This is a genomic window from Eubacterium album (assembly GCF_025336545.1).
Taxonomy (GTDB): domain Bacteria; phylum Bacillota; class Clostridia; order Lachnospirales; family Lachnospiraceae; genus Eubacterium_U; species Eubacterium_U album.
Map to the genome: position 1 here is coordinate 234,779 of NZ_JAODBU010000002.1, position 19,605 is coordinate 254,383.

The 19,605-nt window shown below is 30.7% G+C and carries 17 protein-coding genes; 1 reads left to right on the plus strand and 16 read right to left on the minus strand.

Translation table 11 applies throughout. From position 1 onward, the window contains the following. Nucleotides 1-10: 10 nt before the first annotated feature. The gene (locus tag N5B56_RS01210) at nucleotides 11-2,011 is read right to left on the minus strand and encodes an ATP-dependent DNA helicase RecG (RefSeq protein ID WP_260978140.1); all 2,001 of its coding nucleotides are present in this window, start codon (nucleotides 2,009-2,011) and stop codon (nucleotides 11-13) included. Between the two features lie 289 nt (nucleotides 2,012-2,300). Between N5B56_RS01210 and N5B56_RS01215 the strand changes: the two genes are divergently transcribed. Next, nucleotides 2,301-2,765, plus strand: a complete 465-nt coding sequence (locus N5B56_RS01215) for an NrdR family transcriptional regulator (protein WP_260978141.1) — start codon at nucleotides 2,301-2,303, stop codon at nucleotides 2,763-2,765. Between the two features lie 40 nt (nucleotides 2,766-2,805). Here N5B56_RS01215 and N5B56_RS01220 read toward each other — a convergent pair whose 3' ends face one another. The 15 genes from N5B56_RS01220 to N5B56_RS01290 form a co-directional block, all read right to left on the minus strand. Next, nucleotides 2,806-3,144: a hypothetical protein gene (locus tag N5B56_RS01220; protein ID WP_260978142.1), complete on the minus strand. Its 339-nt coding sequence runs from the start codon at nucleotides 3,142-3,144 to the stop codon at nucleotides 2,806-2,808. Between the two features lie 22 nt (nucleotides 3,145-3,166). Further along, on the minus strand, nucleotides 3,167-5,527 hold the full coding sequence (gene recD2, locus N5B56_RS01225; RefSeq protein ID WP_260978143.1) for an SF1B family DNA helicase RecD2: 2,361 nt from the start codon (nucleotides 5,525-5,527) through the stop codon (nucleotides 3,167-3,169). Between the two features lie 177 nt (nucleotides 5,528-5,704). Further along, nucleotides 5,705-6,964, minus strand: a complete 1,260-nt coding sequence (locus N5B56_RS01230; RefSeq protein ID WP_260978144.1) for a hypothetical protein — start codon at nucleotides 6,962-6,964, stop codon at nucleotides 5,705-5,707. 10 nt (nucleotides 6,965-6,974) lie between these two features. Beyond that, nucleotides 6,975-7,274: a hypothetical protein gene (locus N5B56_RS01235; RefSeq protein WP_260978145.1), complete on the minus strand. Its 300-nt coding sequence runs from the start codon at nucleotides 7,272-7,274 to the stop codon at nucleotides 6,975-6,977. A gap of 48 nt (nucleotides 7,275-7,322) precedes the next feature. After that, on the minus strand, nucleotides 7,323-8,411 hold the full coding sequence (locus N5B56_RS01240) for a hypothetical protein (protein ID WP_260978146.1): 1,089 nt from the start codon (nucleotides 8,409-8,411) through the stop codon (nucleotides 7,323-7,325). Between the two features lie 185 nt (nucleotides 8,412-8,596). Then, nucleotides 8,597-9,628: a sigma-70 family RNA polymerase sigma factor gene (locus N5B56_RS01245; protein WP_260978327.1), complete on the minus strand. Its 1,032-nt coding sequence runs from the start codon at nucleotides 9,626-9,628 to the stop codon at nucleotides 8,597-8,599. A gap of 13 nt (nucleotides 9,629-9,641) precedes the next feature. After that, nucleotides 9,642-10,235, minus strand: coding sequence for a hypothetical protein (locus N5B56_RS01250; RefSeq protein ID WP_260978147.1), 594 nt, complete (start codon nucleotides 10,233-10,235; stop codon nucleotides 9,642-9,644). A gap of 172 nt (nucleotides 10,236-10,407) precedes the next feature. Continuing rightward, nucleotides 10,408-11,259 (minus strand): hypothetical protein, encoded by an 852-nt coding sequence (locus N5B56_RS01255; protein ID WP_260978148.1) that lies wholly within the window; start codon nucleotides 11,257-11,259, stop codon nucleotides 10,408-10,410. A 120-nt stretch (nucleotides 11,260-11,379) separates the two neighbouring features. Continuing rightward, entirely contained in the window at nucleotides 11,380-11,916 is a 537-nt protein-coding gene (locus N5B56_RS01260) for a helix-turn-helix domain-containing protein (RefSeq protein WP_260978149.1), read from the minus strand. A 156-nt stretch (nucleotides 11,917-12,072) separates the two neighbouring features. After that, nucleotides 12,073-12,312, minus strand: a complete 240-nt coding sequence (locus tag N5B56_RS01265) for a hypothetical protein (protein WP_260978150.1) — start codon at nucleotides 12,310-12,312, stop codon at nucleotides 12,073-12,075. Beyond that, complete coding sequence (locus N5B56_RS01270) at nucleotides 12,293-12,892, minus strand: DUF3990 domain-containing protein (protein WP_260978151.1); 600 nt, start codon at nucleotides 12,890-12,892, stop codon at nucleotides 12,293-12,295. The genes N5B56_RS01265 and N5B56_RS01270 overlap by 20 nt, the downstream gene beginning before the upstream one ends. A gap of 103 nt (nucleotides 12,893-12,995) precedes the next feature. Further along, the gene (locus N5B56_RS01275) at nucleotides 12,996-13,214 is read right to left on the minus strand and encodes a DUF4314 domain-containing protein (RefSeq protein WP_260978152.1); all 219 of its coding nucleotides are present in this window, start codon (nucleotides 13,212-13,214) and stop codon (nucleotides 12,996-12,998) included. A 43-nt stretch (nucleotides 13,215-13,257) separates the two neighbouring features. Then, the gene (locus N5B56_RS01280; protein WP_260978153.1) at nucleotides 13,258-13,641 is read right to left on the minus strand and encodes a hypothetical protein; all 384 of its coding nucleotides are present in this window, start codon (nucleotides 13,639-13,641) and stop codon (nucleotides 13,258-13,260) included. A 202-nt stretch (nucleotides 13,642-13,843) separates the two neighbouring features. Further along, nucleotides 13,844-17,371: a type V CRISPR-associated protein Cas12a/Cpf1 gene (gene cas12a / locus N5B56_RS01285; protein WP_260978154.1), complete on the minus strand. Its 3,528-nt coding sequence runs from the start codon at nucleotides 17,369-17,371 to the stop codon at nucleotides 13,844-13,846. A 1,819-nt stretch (nucleotides 17,372-19,190) separates the two neighbouring features. Next, complete coding sequence (locus N5B56_RS01290; protein ID WP_260978155.1) at nucleotides 19,191-19,583, minus strand: hypothetical protein; 393 nt, start codon at nucleotides 19,581-19,583, stop codon at nucleotides 19,191-19,193. Nucleotides 19,584-19,605: the final 22 nt, after the last annotated feature.

Sequence of the window (19,605 nt, forward strand, 5' to 3'; positions counted from 1 at the left end):
TTTTTGTCTCCTAAATAAATTTACGTAAATTTTCTTTTTCTATGTCAGTTATTAGTAGTTTGCCATTTACAACATCTTCGGCATCCATCATTGCTGCACTAAACAATCGTTGATTTTCAATTTTTGCAATTTTAAACTTAAGCTGACCGCTTTGTTCTTTTCCTAAAAGTTCTCCCGGTCCTCTCATTCTTAAGTCCGCCTCAGCAATTTCAAATCCGTCTGTACTTCTAGTCATTATTTCCATTCTGTTTTTTGAATCTGCACTTTCAAGACAGTCAACAAGAATACAGTATGATTGTTTATTTCCTCTGCCAACACGACCTCTTAGCTGATGCAGAGTTGAAAGTCCAAATCTTTCAGCATTAATTATTGTAATTACTGTTGCATTTGGTACATTAACTCCAACTTCAATTACAGTCGTTGATATTAATACATTTATTTCATTGTTTTTATATGCCGTCATTATCTGTTCCTTTTCTTTAGCCTTTGTCTTACCGTGGACTACCGCTACTTTCAGATTTGGAAGATGCGCAGTTATCATCTTATGTATTTCATCAACGCTTATAAGAGGAACATTTTCATTCTCTTCAATTGCCGGGCATACAATATACGCCTGATTTCCTTTTACAACTTCTGCATTTATAAAGTTGAAAGCCTTCGCAATAGACTTATTATTAATAAAACATGTTTGTACAGGCAATCTCCCATTTGGCATACTTTTTATTTCGGCTATTGACCCATTACCAAACATGGCAAGGCTAAGAGTTCTCGGAATCGGTGTTGCCGTCATTGCAATGAAATGTGACCCTTTGCTTCCGATTATGTTTCGTTGAACTACGCCAAACTTATGTTGTTCATCTATCACTGTTACGGCTAATGTTGTAAAAGCATTTGCAATATTAATTACTGAATGTGTTCCTATAACTACTACAGGTTCTTTACTTAACAACATTTGTTCAACTTTTTCTTTCTTTTTCTTTGTTGTACTTCCTGCAAGAAATTCAACTTTAATGTTGAGACCTGAAACTTTAATCAAATTTAGTGCTTCATCATAATGCTGTTTAGCCAAAACTTCAGTTGGTGCAATTAATGCAGCCTGATAATTATTAGTTGCTGCATACATTACCGATAACAATGCGACCACCGTTTTACCGCAACCTACATCTCCCTGAATCAGCCTATTTGACAAATGTTTTCCATCTAAATCAGCCACTATAGTATCTAATGCTCCTTTTTGGTCTTTTGTTAACTCATAAGGTAACGACTGAATTAGCATTTGTAAATCCTTTTTATTAAAAAATTGAAATTTATTTTCAGAAACGCTTGATTCTTTCAGGTTTTTCTTCAAATTATATAAAAATGCAAACATTTCTTCGTATTGCAACCATAAATTAGAATTTTTGAAGTCACTTTCCTTTTTAGGATAATGAACATCTTTGAGTATATCCATAATTTCAGGCATATGATGTTTAATTCTTAAAGCCTTTGGTACAACATTTTCAACCGTGTAATTCATTTCAAATAAGTTGCTTATTGCATTAGATACCGTGTTGTTTGTTAACTTTTCAGTTAGCGGATATGTTGTCTTAAAAGTTCCAACACGTTCTCCATAATCAAGCATTTCGTAATAATCCGGTTGAACTATGTTTTTATATTTACCGTTAACCGTCATTTTCCCATTAAACACCATTAATTTTCCTAAAGTCACATTTTTAAGTATAGGTTCAACAATGTTAAACCACGTACAGCATATTAATCCTCCGGTATTATCTTTCACATATACCTTGACAATGCATCTGCCGTTTTTTCTCTCAACTTTAGGTGAACTAGAAACAATGGCTAATAGAGGAATATTTTCTACCATTGCAGTTTCAAACACAGTTGCAGCTTCAGGATATTTTTCGTAACCTGAAGGATAGTATCTGATTAAATCATTTGCAGTTAATATTCCTTTTTTTTCAAATAATTTTGCTTTTTTCTCTCCTATTCCTTTTATTTCTGTAATATTCATAATTTTTTCCTCATTTAATACATTATTAATGTCTATAGATAAATTATAGCAAAGTGACTTTTTCATTCTTTCGTAAATAATGGTAAATTTATAAAAATTTTATTTATACGTATTAAGCACGTGTACAAAACGTATTATGAAACGTTTTTATGTTGACATATGGTAATTTTTTCCATATCTTTATTGATTGTTATTTTTTAAAATGTTAAACTTGGGTTGCAGTTTAATAATTTGGTGGATTTTACAAAAGATTACATATTAATTAGTGCTTTTATGGAGGATATGTATTATGAAATTATGCCCTTATTGCGGTGAGAAATCACTTGTTGTAAGAGATACCAGAGAGCAAAAGGATTTTAACAATACTTACAGAAATTACTATTGTAAGAATTGTCAGAAAGAATTTACGACTGTTGAATCAATATACAAAAACGATATGATAAAAATAAGCAAGAATAATAAAATTGAATATTTTTCAACGCAGAAGTTTGTAAATTCATTTTGCAGTTGTTGTGACTTGAAATATTCATCTATTTCACTCGCCCGAAAAATTGCTAATTCATTTATTCAATCTATGTATAAGAGCGACAAATCAGATATGACAATTAATATAGATGAATTTTTTAAATTTGTTCTTGATTATCTCTATAATGAAAAAGAATATGCTTTTCTTGTATCTTACGGTGCCATTAAATGCCCGGATATACTCGTTAAAAATTATAAGAAAGTATTATCAATTGTTTCAAAGGAATAAAAAAAGCCACCTCAATTTTTTTGAGGTGACTTTTTCATTGTTAAAACTTATCATAGTCTCTTATTTCATTAATTGAAAATCCCTGAAGTTCACAAGCTCCGCTATCTGTTGGAGTATATTTCGCTCCCTCAATACTCGGAAACATAAATTCCAGCATCGCAAAATTTGCAACATCAGCAAGAAACTCTGTGTTCTTTGTTTCTTCATATTTTTCTAATCGTTTTTTGATGTTTTCTATGGCATTAATTGATTTATACTTTTCGTAATTATCTTTTGCTAAACCATATTTAAAATATGACATAATCATCATTTTCTTTCGTATTTCATCAAATTCTTCGCAATATTCCGTTTCTAGTATTTCGTTAAAATCTTTTTCCATTCTTCTCTCCTTTATACGTATTTTACACGTAATCTGTAATACTTAGCTGCTTGAACTCTTCGTTACTATTATTACTATTGCTTTCTTCATTTTCTTTTTGCTTGTTTAGACTCATTTTAATTTTCATAGCCTCACCATATAATCTATATGCAAACAAAGTATTTCTTGCAGCATATGAATTATCACGTATTGCCATGTTTAATGCAGCAACATCTCCTACTATATACACTCTTTTCTTTGCTCTTGAAATTCCGGTATATACAAGATTTCGTTTCAGCATACCGCTGAATATCTTACTCATTGGCATTATTACCACTTCACATTCTGACCCCTGAGATTTATGAATCGTTGACGCATACGCCAAATCAAGATTTTCAAAATCCTCTGAGGTAACATATTCTCTACTTCCCAGTTCATCTCCAAAATCAACAACCACGCTGCTTTCATCGTCTGTTATTGATTTGTTGACTCTTATAACAATACCCATATCTCCGTTAGACAATACTCCGTCTGAATCGTTAACATTCTTAAGTTGCATAACACGGTCTCTAATTCGGTATGTACGTCCTTTTCTTGATATTTCAAGTTTGTTTTTCAGTAAAGGATTTACCATTTGCCTTAATGCAAGATTTAATTCATTTGCACCAATTAGCGTACTTTTTCTAAATGGAGTAAGACACCAAACTTTATCAAAATCCTTTAATCTATCATATTCAGCCTTGTATATTTTTTCACATATTTTAGAAATTTCTTCTGCTCCATGTGCCTCTACAGATATAAAAGAATCTTTATCAAAAGATAAATCTGTTTCTCCCTTATTGATTTTTTCAATGTTGGAATAAATCAAATTTTCCTTTGATTGTCTAAACGGTACATCAAGTTCTGTCGTAGGGATAACCTTTGACTTTATAAGTTCAGCCAAAACGTTTCCTGCTCCAACACTAGGTAACTGGTCTTTATCTCCAACCAAAATAAGTTTGGCTCCGTCTTTTATTTTACAAACTAACTTTGAGAAAATATTCATGTCAACCATAGACATTTCATCTATGATGATAACATCTGCATCAAGAGGTTCGTCAAGATAACTGTCTGCATCTATTGAATCAGCTTCATCACCTCGTATTTCAAGAATACTGTGAATTGTATTTGCCGGAAGTCCTGTACTTTCTGTAATACGTCTTGCTGCTCTTCCTGTCGGTGCGCCCAGACACATTAACGGTTTTGGGTCAAAATATTCTTCCAATGTTTTTGTTAAAGTATTAAGAGTTGTTGTTTTGCCTCGTCCGGGTCCGCCAATTATGATACTTACCGGATATTTTATTGCATACATTACTCCCTGTTTCTGTTTTTCTGCTAATTTGATATTTTCCTGCTTTTCTATTTTCTTGATAATTTTTTCGACTTTTTTCTCGTCAACGATTTTTGCATTACCCAGATAGACATTTTTCATCATGGAAACTATTTTCTTGGCGCTAATTTCTTCGTTTTTAAAGTTACGGTCAAGATATAATGCAAGATTTCCGTTAACATCCAGTTTTCTCAAATCATTTCTCTTGCAGAGGTTTAAAATTACATCGTTAAGCATTTTGGCATCAACAACAACTTCGCCCATTCCATTGTTTAAAATTCTATACGCCCCTTCTCTTTTAGAAATTCCTGTCTTATATCCATATATAAGTTGGTTTGGAGTTAAGAATAAGTGACCGTCCTGCATTGCATCAAGTAAGCATTGTCTTATACAAGACTTAATACGTTCATCACTTGAAGGGTCATAATTCAACTGCTTTTTTGCAATCTTGTCAGCTACGGCAAACGTAATTCCATTAATCTTTGTAATATCGTATGTCCTGTACTTGATTGTTTCTTCAAGTTTGTTACCAAACTTTTCGTGTAGAGTTAGTAATTTGTTCTGACTTAATCCTGTATCAGAGCCTATGGTCTTCATTATATTTCTTAAACTTCTACTCTCTTTCCATTTTTTCTCACAAGCACTGCAATTTGCACTTGATAAGCCTTTAACTTTCTTTATTTCGGAGAAATTAGAATCAAGAACTTTCAAGGTATCATCTCCAAACTGATTATAAATGGCTTCAGCCTTTTTAGGACCAATTCCTTTTAATTTTGATGCAATTATATATGCTATTATTGAATCTTTGTTGTCCGGTTCAATTTCTTCAAAATAAGTTACTTTATACTGAACACCGTAATTGGTATTAACTTTTTCGGTACTAGCCTTGAATTCAATGCCTTTTCCTCTTGGTAGGAAATTGCCTACAAGTGTTATTTCACCTTTTTCATCTCCCTTTCTTACTTTAATAACTGTATATCCTGAATCTTCACTATAGAATACTTCATGTACAAATTTAAATCTTTCTAATTCCACATAATTCACCTACGCTTTCTTGTAATAAAAAAGAAGATACCCAATCGGGCATCTTCTTAAAAAATTATGAACCATTAAGATTAATTCCCGTGGGTCTGCCTGTATCTTAAATACTTACTGCTCACGCATAAATCAATCTTTCTTAAAATATACAATATAATCAAAATATGTCAATGATTATTTTATGTATTTTGGGTCTTTAATTTCACTTATCAGTAGCATGTCATCTAATCCCTTTACATTCTGTTTCCATTTTTTTGTAATTTCATCAATATCCCATAATTTTCTCTCATATTCAAGTCCGTATTTTTTTGCTATCTGCTGCAATTTTTTAGAACCATCTGTGAGCATTTTTATTTTCTTGATTTTATTAGTACAATTTTCTAAATGAAAAGAACAAAGGTAATAATCGCATTCATCACATTTTTCTGTCTTGTAGTCATGTCTGCATATAGGATTAGTAAACTCATCCATATCATAAGCATTCCAAACCTTTTTAATGCCAACAATTTTCTCGAGTTTTGAAATGGCGGGTTCAATGTTCTTGTAATTACTTACTCCGGGTGTTCCTAAAAATCCTATGGTTTTATCTTCGCATATGCAATGACATATAAGAGCTTTTAGAACTCCATCTACAACATATACTTCCTCTGCTTTTTTAGGTCCATAATAACCACATGGACTGCCTGAAGAAATACCTTCAGGTTTATTATTTGACGAAAGCCAAATATATTTTTGCCCATTTTTAGGATTATTTACCCTTATTTGAAATCCTACAAGATAGCCTTCAACACTTATAACCGGGCATAAAAAACCTTGTTTGTTTCTCGTATTGACAGTAAAATCTCCACCTGAAGTTTTAAAAAATCCTGAAATTGTTGAAGGATTAATTCCTTTGCTTTGCATTCTTCTGCAAACTTCTATCTGATTTTTACCTTCTACAGTTCTGAATCCATACGATAATATGTCTTTTTTCGACAATCCTCTTTTAATAAGATTTTCATAATTTTCTTTATTAAGTTTTAATTCTTTGAGAAATGCTTTATTGACTATATCTTTTTCTTTATCCGGTCTCTCCTTTACTGTTTTAGTCGAAACTCTGTTTGATATAGGTTTGTAGTTATTACTACTTAAGTTTAATCGTTCAAGTATTTCTCTTCTTGCTACCTGATTTGCAGTCTTGCCATTTTTTATATCTTCTCTTATACCCATAGCATCTACATATATGGTATATAGATTTCCTTTTTGACCACATCCGTAGCAATTGAATCCGTTTATGTCTTTACCATTTTTTCTGTAGCACACATTAGCCTTTGGAGAACCACAGTAAGGACATTCGACAGTCCAATCGTAGTCATTACTATGTATGACTTTGAAGCCAAGTAATTGTGCCACGTCTAATATGTTAAATTTTTCTTCAAAGTTATATTTACCCATAATTTTACACCTATGCCTTAACTATACCTTTTCCACCGATAAGATATATTGTTTTGTTTAATTTGTTTTCAATAACATATACATCTTCACCATCTTTAGTATGCTTTCCGATGTATATTACTCTATGCTTGAACATTGTACTTGCCTCTCCCCTAAATGCATATCGGGCAGCTATGTTCAAACTCAAATCATTTTCTTCGAAAAAATTGTAATAAGTTGAATACAACTCGCCTGCGTTTACTATGGCTACATCATCTCCAACCTTGATTTTTTCGTTATTCCTGTTTTGATTAACATTATTCAAAATCATGTTTTATACTCCCTTCCTTCAAAAAAGGGGCTGTAAAGCCCCTTATAATTAAGCGTTTTTTATTTTATTTAATACTATCTTGCACGCTTTTACTACTTCTTTGTCTTCACCTCTGTAACTGTTAACAGTCCACGTCAATGCAGTGATTGCATTTTTGGCTATCTTTTCGTTATCTGATGCTGCATCTTTAACAATATCTCCGATTGTTTTACCCTTTAATGCCCCGCCACCGAAAGGAAATGGAATAAGAAGTGCTTTCTTATATTCATCATCTGAATCCGTAACACTTTCTTCTTTATTTTCATCATTTTCCTCTGCCTGTGAAGGAACTTCTGGTTCAGGTTCGCTTACAGCTTCGTTTTCTTCTGTTTTTTCAGCAACACTATCTTCGGCACTTTCTTCTACTGCTTTTTCTTTATTTTCATTATCAACGTTTTCTTCACCCTTATTATTTTCAGGAGTTGTGTTAAAATCATCTGATTCTTCATTAACGTCTATATCTGAATCTGTATTTACTGGTTCAGGCATTACATTTGATATATTTGCGGGCTTAACATCAGGTGTAACACCTTCCGGTAGATTTAATGCATATCCATCATCAACACTAATTGTTTTCTCAATGTTTTTAACAATATCCTGTTTTGGTTCAGGTGCTTCAATTACATTTTTTTCTTTCTTTTTAGTTGTTTTCTTATGTTTTTCCTGTTTTTTTTCTGAAGGTTTATTTTCTTCATAAGGAAGTGGTTCAATAACTTCATCCATGTCACTGTTACAGCCAAGGAATGTAAAACCTGCTGCATCTAAAGCTCTGCTTGTTGCAGCAGTTTCGCCACATTCAAGGAACTTTTCTCCGATGCTGTCTCCCGGTCTTATTATTCTCTCAGCAAAACCATTTGCAATGAAATTATCTTTTTCATCATTTCTGTTTGCATATAATCTGCACTCAAAAATTGCCGAAGTATCGCTTTTTCCTACAAGTCCTTTTCTAATTGCTCCTTCCGGATATTTTGAAAAGAACCACATTTCTTTTGCTTTTGTTGGTAATATTTCAACTTCAATACCATTTGCATCACAAGTCTTGATGCATTCTTCAGGGTTAAATCCTTCTACTTTGTTAATATAAATTCTTTTTTCCATCTGTTTTCATCCTTTCTTAAATACAAAAAAGAAGATACTTACTGCATCTTCTTTTTTTAATGATTAAATATTATTTTGTATAAGTTTTAGGGCGATTAATTAATCTCTATTTAGTCTAAGTGCTTTGCCTATGCATTAATCAATCCTTGCTTAGAATATATCCGATAAAAATTTTTTGTCAATAATTATTTCAAAAAAGAATTTAATCCTTTCTTTGAACATTTAATTTTTAATTTTGCCAATACCTTATTTTCAATTTGTCGAACTCTTTCTCTTGATATTCCATATACACCGCCGACTTCTTGCAACGTAAATGTTCTACATCCATTTAATCCGAATCGCATGATAATAATGTTTCTCTCTTTTTCGTTCAAATCAAAAAGTATCTCATCAAATTCTTCCTTAAGAATTTTTTTCATTGTTTTTTCTTCAGGAGTTTCAGCGGTTTCATCCTTAATCATATCTATAAGCGTAGTATCATCGGAATTATCAGTAACTATAATTCTATCTAGTGAATCAGTCCCCTTTGAATTATTTAATATCATTTCTATTTTCGCAGGTGGAAGATTTGAATAATCAGCTAATTCATCAATGGTTGGCTCTCTAAAGTTTTCTTCATAAAACATTTTAGCTGCCTTTTTGACTGTAAACATCATTTCATGGATATGGACCGGAAGTCTGATATTTCTTGATGACTGACAAATCGCTCTCCACATACTTTGTCTAATCCACCATACAGCATATGTACTGAATTTATTTTCCTTAGTGGCATCAAACTTATCTACAGCCTTCATTAAACCAATGTTGCCTTCTTGAATTAAGTCTTCAAATGATATTCCGCTTACATTCTTATATTTTTTTGCAATTTTAACTACTAATTTCAAATTTGAATTAATCATTATTTCTCTTGCATATGAATCTCCGTTTTTTGCAAGAAGACCGTATTTCTTTTCTTCTTCTCTTGTTAGTAATGGAATTGACCCTATTTCAACAAGGTATCTCCTTAAATAACTGATTTCATTTGCATTAAGATTATCTAACTCCTCAGTTCCAAGGTTTTCATTTACCTTTAATTCAAATTCGCTTTCATCAACATCCTTTAATATGTCCCCTTCCAACGTTTCTGCTGCATCTTCTAATTTAAATTCATCGTCCTCTGTCTCCATCTCGTTTTCCAATGCCATGTTTCTCAATGTCTCGCTTTCTTTTGACTCCATATTATTCAAAATTTTATCCCTCCATATCTTCATTCTGATAACTTTCATATTGCTTTTTGCTCAATCTTTTGATGTGTCTGCAATATACTGCTTCATAGTCTCCGTATTCATCTTTTTCAACACATAGGTCATAGAAATGCCTTTTCTTAAGTTTTATTGAACTATCAACTTTGACTTCTACTTCCTGCTTTTTTTCTGTTAATATGACTACTTTATTTACAAGTGGCGTGTTTCTTTTAATGACTGCACCCCTTATATGCTCATAAGCACAACTTTGTATTTTCTTATAAATTTTTATGTTGTTTACAAAAAATACAACCGACAAAACAAGCATAAAGGTTAATGCGTATAAAAAAGATTTAACAGAATATCCTTTTATCAGTGCGATAATTGAACCTAAAGCTGTTAAAAGAAATAAGATGACTGACAGCGTTAATCCATTCTTGCATTTAATTAAAGGCTCTAAAATTTTTTCATCTTCAGTTGGGTAATCGTCACTGAAAATGCAGGCAACTATATATACATCACGAATAGCCTCTTGAATTAAACCGTCTTTTTTCTCTTTAATTTTTACAAGAAAATCATCAAAATATTTTCTTAAGTTCATCAGCATTACCTCCTTGTTTCGAAGTATAGCAAAACGGCTTTTCAATTCTTTCGTAAAAAAGCAAAAAAAGTTGGAAATTTTCCAACTTTTTTGCTTTTTCAACAAATTTATTACCTTTTCTTATAAAATGCCATTTTTATGCCGTTTTTATGCCATATTTATGTCACTATTTCTAATATACTACAACAATGTATATCTTATATCCCACCGTTTTCTCAACGCTTGATATTCCGATACCATAACTTCCTGATACTCGCCCTATTGAATTAGCTGCTTTTTGAGCTGCATTTAAAATATCTTCCTGCGAATCTGACGCTATTGAAATGCTACATGTTTTAGAAGATAAATTCTTATCTGAATTTGTAAGCTCCTTATAAGCATCTTTTGCATTTGACTTTCCACTTGCAGACATATATCTTGCAAGATTTGTTTTTTCACTGTCACTATAACCACTAAAATTAGATGTTACTGAATTTCTAACTACAGATATTTTGCTGGACGTTATTTTATTACTTTCAGAATGAGAACCTACGGATTTGACTTGTTTTTTTGTTGTCTCTTCTTTTTTTGTTGTAACCTGCACTGTAGTCGTAGTAATTGCAGCAGTTGTAATTACTGTTTTATGTTTCTTTTTCTTCTTTTTTCTAACTGTTTGAGTTTCAGGTGCTACAGGTACTTCCGGTTCGGTTTCTATTATTGTTTCTGGGACCTGTACGGGTTCGTTGTTTTCACCATTATCATTTATGTCTGTATTTTCCACCTGTCCCGGCTCATTATTTGCAATATCCGGAGTCTGATTTGCTACTGTTTCCTGAGCGACAACTGTTATCTCAACTTCTTCTGAAATTTCATTTTCTCCATTATCATCACCAACAACAGTTGTTTCGTTGGAGTTTTGATAGTGTACTGAGGCTGTTTCTATTCCATTCTCAGAGGTTTCATTGTTATTTGCCATAACTGTTAGCATTGTTGCTCCATATACTGCAATTGTCAAAATCATAATTATACTTAAGTTCTTGCTCATTATTGCCTTTCTCCTTTTCTTTTTTCTTCTAATTTTATCAATTTAAGATTTTAATTCTTTCGTAAATTTAAAAATTTTCAAAAAAAAATAGCACCAGTATTACTGATGCTATTATCTTTCTTATTTAGACAATCTTTCTATATGTTTTCTGATTATATTTCTTAACTGTGAAAAATCATCCACATTATTATCGTGGTTTTCTAAATATTCTTTGGCGACACCTCTGAAGGATAAATTAAGCACATCATTTTTTGTAATTTCATTATTACAAAGCATTGTGGTTGCTACCATTGTTGCATCCTGTACTGCATACATGTTTTCGTATATGAGATAGCATCCTTTTATTTCATTTTGTGTAAGTTTAATTATTACTTCACTACCAATTGGATTAATTTCACTCCTTGGTCTTCTGATACTATAATCAAGTTTTTTTGACTGCTCATCTTCTTTATTTTCTTCATAAATAATTCCGGTGATTAATTCTGTCAATGTTACTCCTAAGCTATCTGCAATCTGGCTTGCTTTTTCTATTGACATGTCACGCTTATTATTTTCATAATTTGAAAGCGTTCCTTTGTTGATACCCAGTTTATTTGCTAATTCTTCAAGAGATATTCCTTTTTGATTTCTTATTTTTTTGACATTCTGTCCTATCATATGCATCTTTCCTTTCTTATTAAATCATTTTCTCAATAAAAAAAGATTGACGGCTGCAATTTTGTGCTTTTGCTATGCATTCATCAATCTTTCTATAAAATATATATCATTTTCTCCATTTGTCAATAAAAAGCACCAATATGGTGCTTTTTATCATTAAACATTCTTTTTTAGTCTAGCTTCATTTGCTAAGAATCTTTCTACTGCTCCTCTTGCAAAATAGCCAAGCCCTTTATGCATTTGCCATTGATTTTCAAAATCCAACCTGTTAACTTCATATTCTGATAGGTATTTAATATCTTTGTCAGAAATTTTTCCGTTTGAATAAAAACGAATGCATTCTTCCATACCTGTCACAAAAGAATCAACAAGTTTTTTATTTCTTTTTGTATTCATTTATATCCAACTCCTCTCCATTAACTATGTAAGCTCTTCTTAATAAAAGTTTATCACATAATTCTTGTGTGTGCAAACATAACTGTTTTTTACTTGTACTTTTCATAAATTCATTTATAACTGATTCTTTACTTCTTATTCCCATTGCAAATTCCTGCATTAATTTTGTTGGTATAGCATCTGTCATAACACCTCCTGTAATATCATATGGATGAGTTTTTTCATACATATAATTATTTCTACAGGTAAAAACAAAATTAGCAAAGTCATTATCATATTTAGCAAAATATTTGAAATTTGCACCTTGCATTATATCCTGATACGGAACATATTCAAATTCAATTACTACAGGAGTTTTATAATCATCTTCAAAAATATTATTATACTTTACTGTATTTATAGCATATAATTGCGTGTTTTTTTCATTTGGTGATAAATAAAATCCATTGCCAAAATCTAATGACGTACCAATATTGTATTTTACATTTATTAGAGTATTACACATATTTTTCCAGTCATGTAAAGTTGTTCCATGAAACCACTTTGCAATCTTAAAAAACTTTTCTTCTTTAGAATTCACCTATTATTTTTAGTAGCAGACTGTATCGTATGCATGAAAGTATTGTAAAATAAGCATTTATTACTTCTTTTACATAAAATACTGTCTACTACGTTCTCCTTTCCTAAATTATTTGACATTTGTCTTCGCCATAAACGACATTCAAACTGCTGCCATTTTCCCAATTAACTAAAATTGAACCTGTGTCATCGACACCCCTGACTACACCTTTACATCCGATGGGTGGTGCCTGAATGTCATCCATTTTTACTAATTTCACTTTAGCTCCCACAGGGTATTTTCTTCTTAATTCTTCTACAATTTCTTTTTTAAGAAAAATCATTTTCTCCACCTCTCCTTTTGTTTAATTCACTCATAATAACCTTTTACTTCTTTAAATTAACTTCTTTTTCCAATTCCTTTTCAATATCATCACCCGAAACAATTCTATAAGACAACTCAAAATAGAACGTTTCTTCAAATAACATTTCAGCAAGAATCTGTTCTCTTGTTTCCTTATCTTTGTAGTTATTCTCAAAATTTTCTACACTTTCATAATATGAATTAATTACGTTAGTGCAGTATGAATTATAGCTGTTGTCATCGTCAAAATAATCACATACCGATATGCTTCCAGAACATAGTACGTAATCATCTTCAGCACATCTTGCTTCTATCACTTCGTAAACTCCGTGACCATTTTTTTGACCTGTTTTTCTTAAATACTGTAAATCATCAGTTTTTATCCATTCGCCTACAATTGTCTCCATTTTCATTTTCCTTTCTTTGTAAATAATAAAAAAGAGAAACTTCTAGTCTCCCTTTTTAGTGTGTAAAACTGTATTGTAAAGACCGAAATCTGTTATATAGCTGTAAGCCAGTGTAAAACAAAAATCAATCTTTGCCTAAAATATACACGATAATTCTATTATGTCAATAAAAAAACGGATGCTTACACATCCGCTTTTTTAATTATTTGCCGATAACAATATCGCTAAGGTTTTTAAATTTAACAGGTTTGTCCTCGACAATCTTATTTTTAAGTCGCATTGCTCTTTCAAATGCATTCATACATGTAATTGTTTCGAAAATATCTCTATCTGCTTCGATTAAAGTATGACTAACAGGAGAATAAAAATATGAATTGTTATCACCTACATTGTACAATTGTAATGTGAGTCTAATAGCATTATGTAATGCTGCAAGCTGTTTTCTATCGTCTAAATCTAATAAATCATAGACATTATCACCACTTTCATAATCAATATCTGCTTTATCCATTTCATTTTTTATTGCTTCCGTTAAATCAATTTCAAACGCTTCGTTCTTATTGCGAATGATTCTGCTTCCTGAGCTGTCGCAAATAAATGTTGTTTTAAAGTCTTCCTTGAATTTAGCAGATTCATATTTTAACTCAAACAAATGTGTTTTCTTGTTAAATCTGAATTCGTTAAACTTTTTAACAACATTTTTTCGCTGAATTTGTGTTGAAGCGAAAACGTCAGCCAATGCAATATAATCAGAATCAACGTCTTTAACAGAAAGATAATAAGCAGGAACTTGAATGACAATGCCATTCCACATTTTCTTATAATCCCTGTCTTTTTCAATCTTACATAAATTATAAGGGTTAAGTGTTCCTCCGGCTTCTTTTTCATCCTTAGAAGTATCTACAAGGTAGCATAACTTGTTGATTAACGCTACTTTAAACTGTTTGTAGTTTCTAATCTTTAACAGGTTTCTATCTGCTGTCGCACTATCTTCTTCAAGAACCACTATTGCATTATATTTTAGAACTAAATCCGTTACTTCCTTAATAGCTCCTGAAATATATCCTTCGATAATTGACTGATTTGAACCGATTGTTTTCCAATTTTTTATGTTTTCCTTTTTAGCATCTTCTTTTAATTGGATTTTAGCCTTGTAATTTATGCCATTAGCAATATCCAATGAACGTTGTTCAAGAATGTTTCGGTTTTCATCAAAAACGCAAACATATAAAAGATGATTTCTACTTCTTGTTATTGTAATTACATTTTTGCTTTCAGTTATATAATCCTTTGACAACTCATTATAATTTCTCGTTTCCTTTCTAATGTTATCAATGCAAATAGGTACATGTAACTCAAACTGCTCCTTAGTGTATCTCTTGTCTTTGACAATGTCGTGTTTTGCAACTTTTGTAACTATGTTACTGAAATTGTTTGGATTTTCAACAATTTTCTTGTATTCCGTTCCAATTGTTCTACCGTCTGTATAGTGCTTATTTACAAGAACGCTTCCTTTCTTGTGAATATAAGGATTCGTAATTTGTGGTTTTCTGTAGAACACTTCAGCATTTGCCAACAGTTTAACAAGACCCGTTTCACAATTCTCCTCAGAGAACAGATAATTTAAATATTGTGTCTGAATATCCAACTTGTTAGATGTCTTAAATTCACTGTAGTCTTTATTGTAAATTTTGAATAAATAAATCATTCCTCTATCAACATAATCATCTATAATACTCTTTTTTATATATCGCCATTCTGTCTTATATCCCTGCTCTTGTAAATCATTAATGAATTCAGCATAACTCTCATAATTATCCTTGTAATTAAAGTTATATTTTTTCCATGTTGCGTGTTCTGATATTTTATTCTTTACAACGTCTATAATGTAATTCAAGAATTCCTTATCACTGTTGTATTCTTTTGCTTTAAATCTAGCCCTGTCCTCGTCACTAAGCGTAGGATTTAGGAATAATCTAGGTAGTGCCTGACTGACATTTCCTGTTTTATTCTGAATGAACTTCATATAGCAATCATCCTGTTTTTCAGTCGTCATATTATCATAAATTTCAGACACAAGCCTTGTTACAGGCATGTTATTTTCCTTACATCCTAAGACATTATATATTGCCAAGTATTTATTATCTTTTTCATCCTTAAATAAAGAAACTCTCTTAGAATCTTCTACGCTTTCACTCCAACCTTGTGCAAAGGCTGCACAGTTAAACGTTAATGATGTTTTTTTACTTGGAGACGGTTTAGATGCAATGTAATTTCTACACATATTATATAGGAGTATTGCAGGTGATAAAATATCAAGATAGCTTTCAATTAATTCACCAAATTCCATATCAAATTCCTTATTCTCAGTATCGTACAAACATAAAAGTCTTCTTGCTTCAAGAATTCTGTCGAGCGTTACTCTTATATCATCAGCTTCTATACAGTCATCTCTTTTAATGGATACTTTTGGATAAGCACATTCTCTAAATGACCCGCTCATTATGGTGTCAATCTTTTGAGTTAATGGGACCTCTGAGCAGCTAATGTTTAAATCAGGTGCATATTCGGTAACTATATTATGTATCATGCTAACACTGATTCCTTTTTTTACATACTCATCATAGAGTGTCTTTTCGCTCTTTTTTGATTTAGATGCAGTCACCATGTCGGAACAATGTAACTGTAAGCAATCTCTTACTATTTTCCAGTCGCCATATACATTGTATGAATAATTAGCAATGTTGCTGCCCTTAATGATTATTTCATTTGCATTTACTTTTTTATCATCCAATGTGAATTTTTCTTTATTGATATTACATATTACTGAATTGTAAGCATCAATAACATCATTATCTTTTTCAAAAACAGGTGTTTTTTCAAAGAAACTTTCCGTTTCTGACAAAAGCATTTTATTGAGTTTTTTCAGTTCTAACTTACTGTAATTTATTTTGTTTTTTTGGCAGTAAAGATTTAATTCATTATTTACTGCTCCAACGCAGAAATTGTATACATCTATCTGTTTCTGTCGCAGATATTTATTGTAACTGCTAGGTTTAACATCAAGAAGGTCTCTCTTAATGTTTTCTGCTTCATCAAGACCTGAAATAACTTTTTCAAAATCAAATGATTCTATTTTCTTGACGTTTGCAAGTAAGATAATTGCGTTTTCGTACAAAAGCCTGTAAACAATTTTTCCTTTTTTGTGGCTATTTTCCAACATCGCATCAATGTGACCTTCGAACTTATTGAACATCGACTGACGGTTTTTTATTTTTTCAACCAGTTCCCATAACTCCGCCTTATCTTTTAAGTCGTGATTATTTAAGTATTCCGGTAAAAGAACTTCAATGGTGTCCTTACATTCAAACTTAAAATCAAAAACGCTTGTTAATTTTGTGGAAACATTTATTCTCTCAGCAAATAATTTTTCAGAAATCTCATCTCTTTCATCTTCTTTACTGTCTGAGTATTTTTCCATCAGTTCAAACATCTTTGTAAAATCCATATCTTGTGCTATTGTTTCTAATGCCTTATCAATTTTTTCTGAAGCTGCTTTTTTGATTAAAGTATTAATTTTCTCTTTGTTTGCCTTTACAAATTCATCTTCAGCCATGGAATTAAATTTGTCAATGTTCTCTCTTGTTTTCCCAACAGGGATTAATTTCTGACAGATTGTAAGAGTTTTTTTGTTCAAACCTGCCATTTTTTCAATTGTTTCTTGATTCATAATAATTTTTCCTTTCTTTTAAATAATTTTTATATAAAAATCTTATCAAATTGAAATTTAAATTCTTTCGTAAAAAATAAAAAAATTTTCAAATTTCAAATTTAAATAAAAAAGACTGATGTCTGCTAATCAGCTTTCGGTTGTGCCTTAGCATTCATCAATCTTAATTATTAATATATATGCAATTTTTTATGTGTCAATATTTTTTTGCCCATAAAACGTAGGTTTGTTAAAGTGCCTGCAACAGCAGACATTTATATCAGCGTTTAAACTTTAGACTTAATTATCATTATCTACGCATCTACAATAGTAAATAGTACCTTAATTGCTTAAACAATTAAATTTCAATAAAAATTATACAAGCCTACAATAGTAGGTATTATTATAATTATTTAAACTAAAAACACCAGAATATGTCAAAAGAGCCTACAATAGTAGGTATTATTATAATTATTATAATTATTTAAACTCTTTCTCCGTCAATTTGAACAAAAAATATTAAAATAACTGTTTTAATCATCCAATTTTTTGTTAATTATATAAAATAATATTAAAATTCTAGAATTCTTTGTCGCATAAAGACAAAAGTTTGCATATATATTTAAGTTCATTATACATCATCAGTTTTTTATTCACAATAAAAAAAGAGTTGAACTAACAACTCTTTTTTCTTTCTAAAATAATTATAAAGAATAAACTTTTATGACGAAGTTGAGGAGCAACTGTCTACAAAAGTAGATATTTATTTTTTTTCTTAAACAAATGAAAAATACGAGAAGTTCAATTAGTCTACAACAGTAGATATTTATTTTTTTCTTAAACGCACGAGTATCTCCGTGAGCAGATGCTGTCTACAACAGTAGATATTTATTTTTTTCTTAAACTTAATTGTTTTAGATAAACAGCGAACGGTCTACAAAAGTAGATATTTATTTTTTTCTTAAACATACCCATTTCCCGTTTTCCTGTTTCAGTCTACAACAGTAGATATTTATTTTTTTCTTAAACAAAAAAGATTTGCCTAAGATATTTGCTGGTCTACAACAGTAGATATTTATTTTTTTCTTAAACAAATGAAAAATACGAGAAGTTCAATTAGTCTACAACAGTAGATATTTATTTTTTTCTTAAACTTTAAATTGAAGGGGGTGTTTATTATGGTCTACAACAGTAGATATTTATTTTTTTCTTAAACATCCAATTCAGCAGCCTCAGGAGATATGTCTACAACAGTAGATATTTATTTTTTTCTTAAACCTAGTTGGGGGTATATTGCTTGCGTGGTAGTCTACAAAAGTAGATATTCTTTCTTTACTTAAACCTTTTATTAATCATTTTTTTGATTCTAATGTCTACAAAAGTAGATATTTATTTTTTTCTTAAACAGATATGAAAGAGGAATTGGAATTTGCAAGTCTACAACAGTAGATATTCTTTCTTTACTTAAATCCTTAATTAGTCATTATGTACAAAAATTATTAAAACAACTATTTTAATTCACCAAATTCTTGTTAATTATATAAAACAATCTTAAAAATTTAAAGTGTTTTGTCTCATAAAGACCAAGGTCTGCATATATATCTAAATTTATTATATAATGTTGTTTTTATATTTGTCACCATAACTTACTCCATTTATCCAAAATAAATTTTAATAGACACAAAAAGCATTATTACAGCAAATATATTGAGTAATATTATTACATATGCCTTTGGATAATTTCTTTCCGGGTATCTTTTTCTGTCTTTTGTTATTTCGAATGCACTTATGATGTTCAATAATATTATTATAATTAAAAGTATCATAAATTATCCTCATATTAATCGTTTATATCCCAATCTCTTATTTTAATTATTTTCCCATTCTCATATTCATACATTCCCGGCTTGCAAACTCCCCTGGTAAAATCCATTCCAACTACATAGCATTCTGTAACTGAGTTCGTTCCGATTGAATTTATCAAAGAATGTTCCGCATTAGAGATTGTCTGCACTATCTTTAAAATATCAGATACTTTACACTTAATTTCCATCGTTTTTCCTTCAATGGAATCATAAACTGATAAAGTGTAATTTTCTTTCTTATTCTCTTCTATAAAATTTTTAATAATGTTAAAACATTCGTTTATGTCTAAACTTTCTAAAACCCATACTTTGTCATTTAATACAGGATAAACAATTTCCTTATATTTTTTTCTTTTAAACCCAAACAAAAATTTTTCACCTCTCTAATTT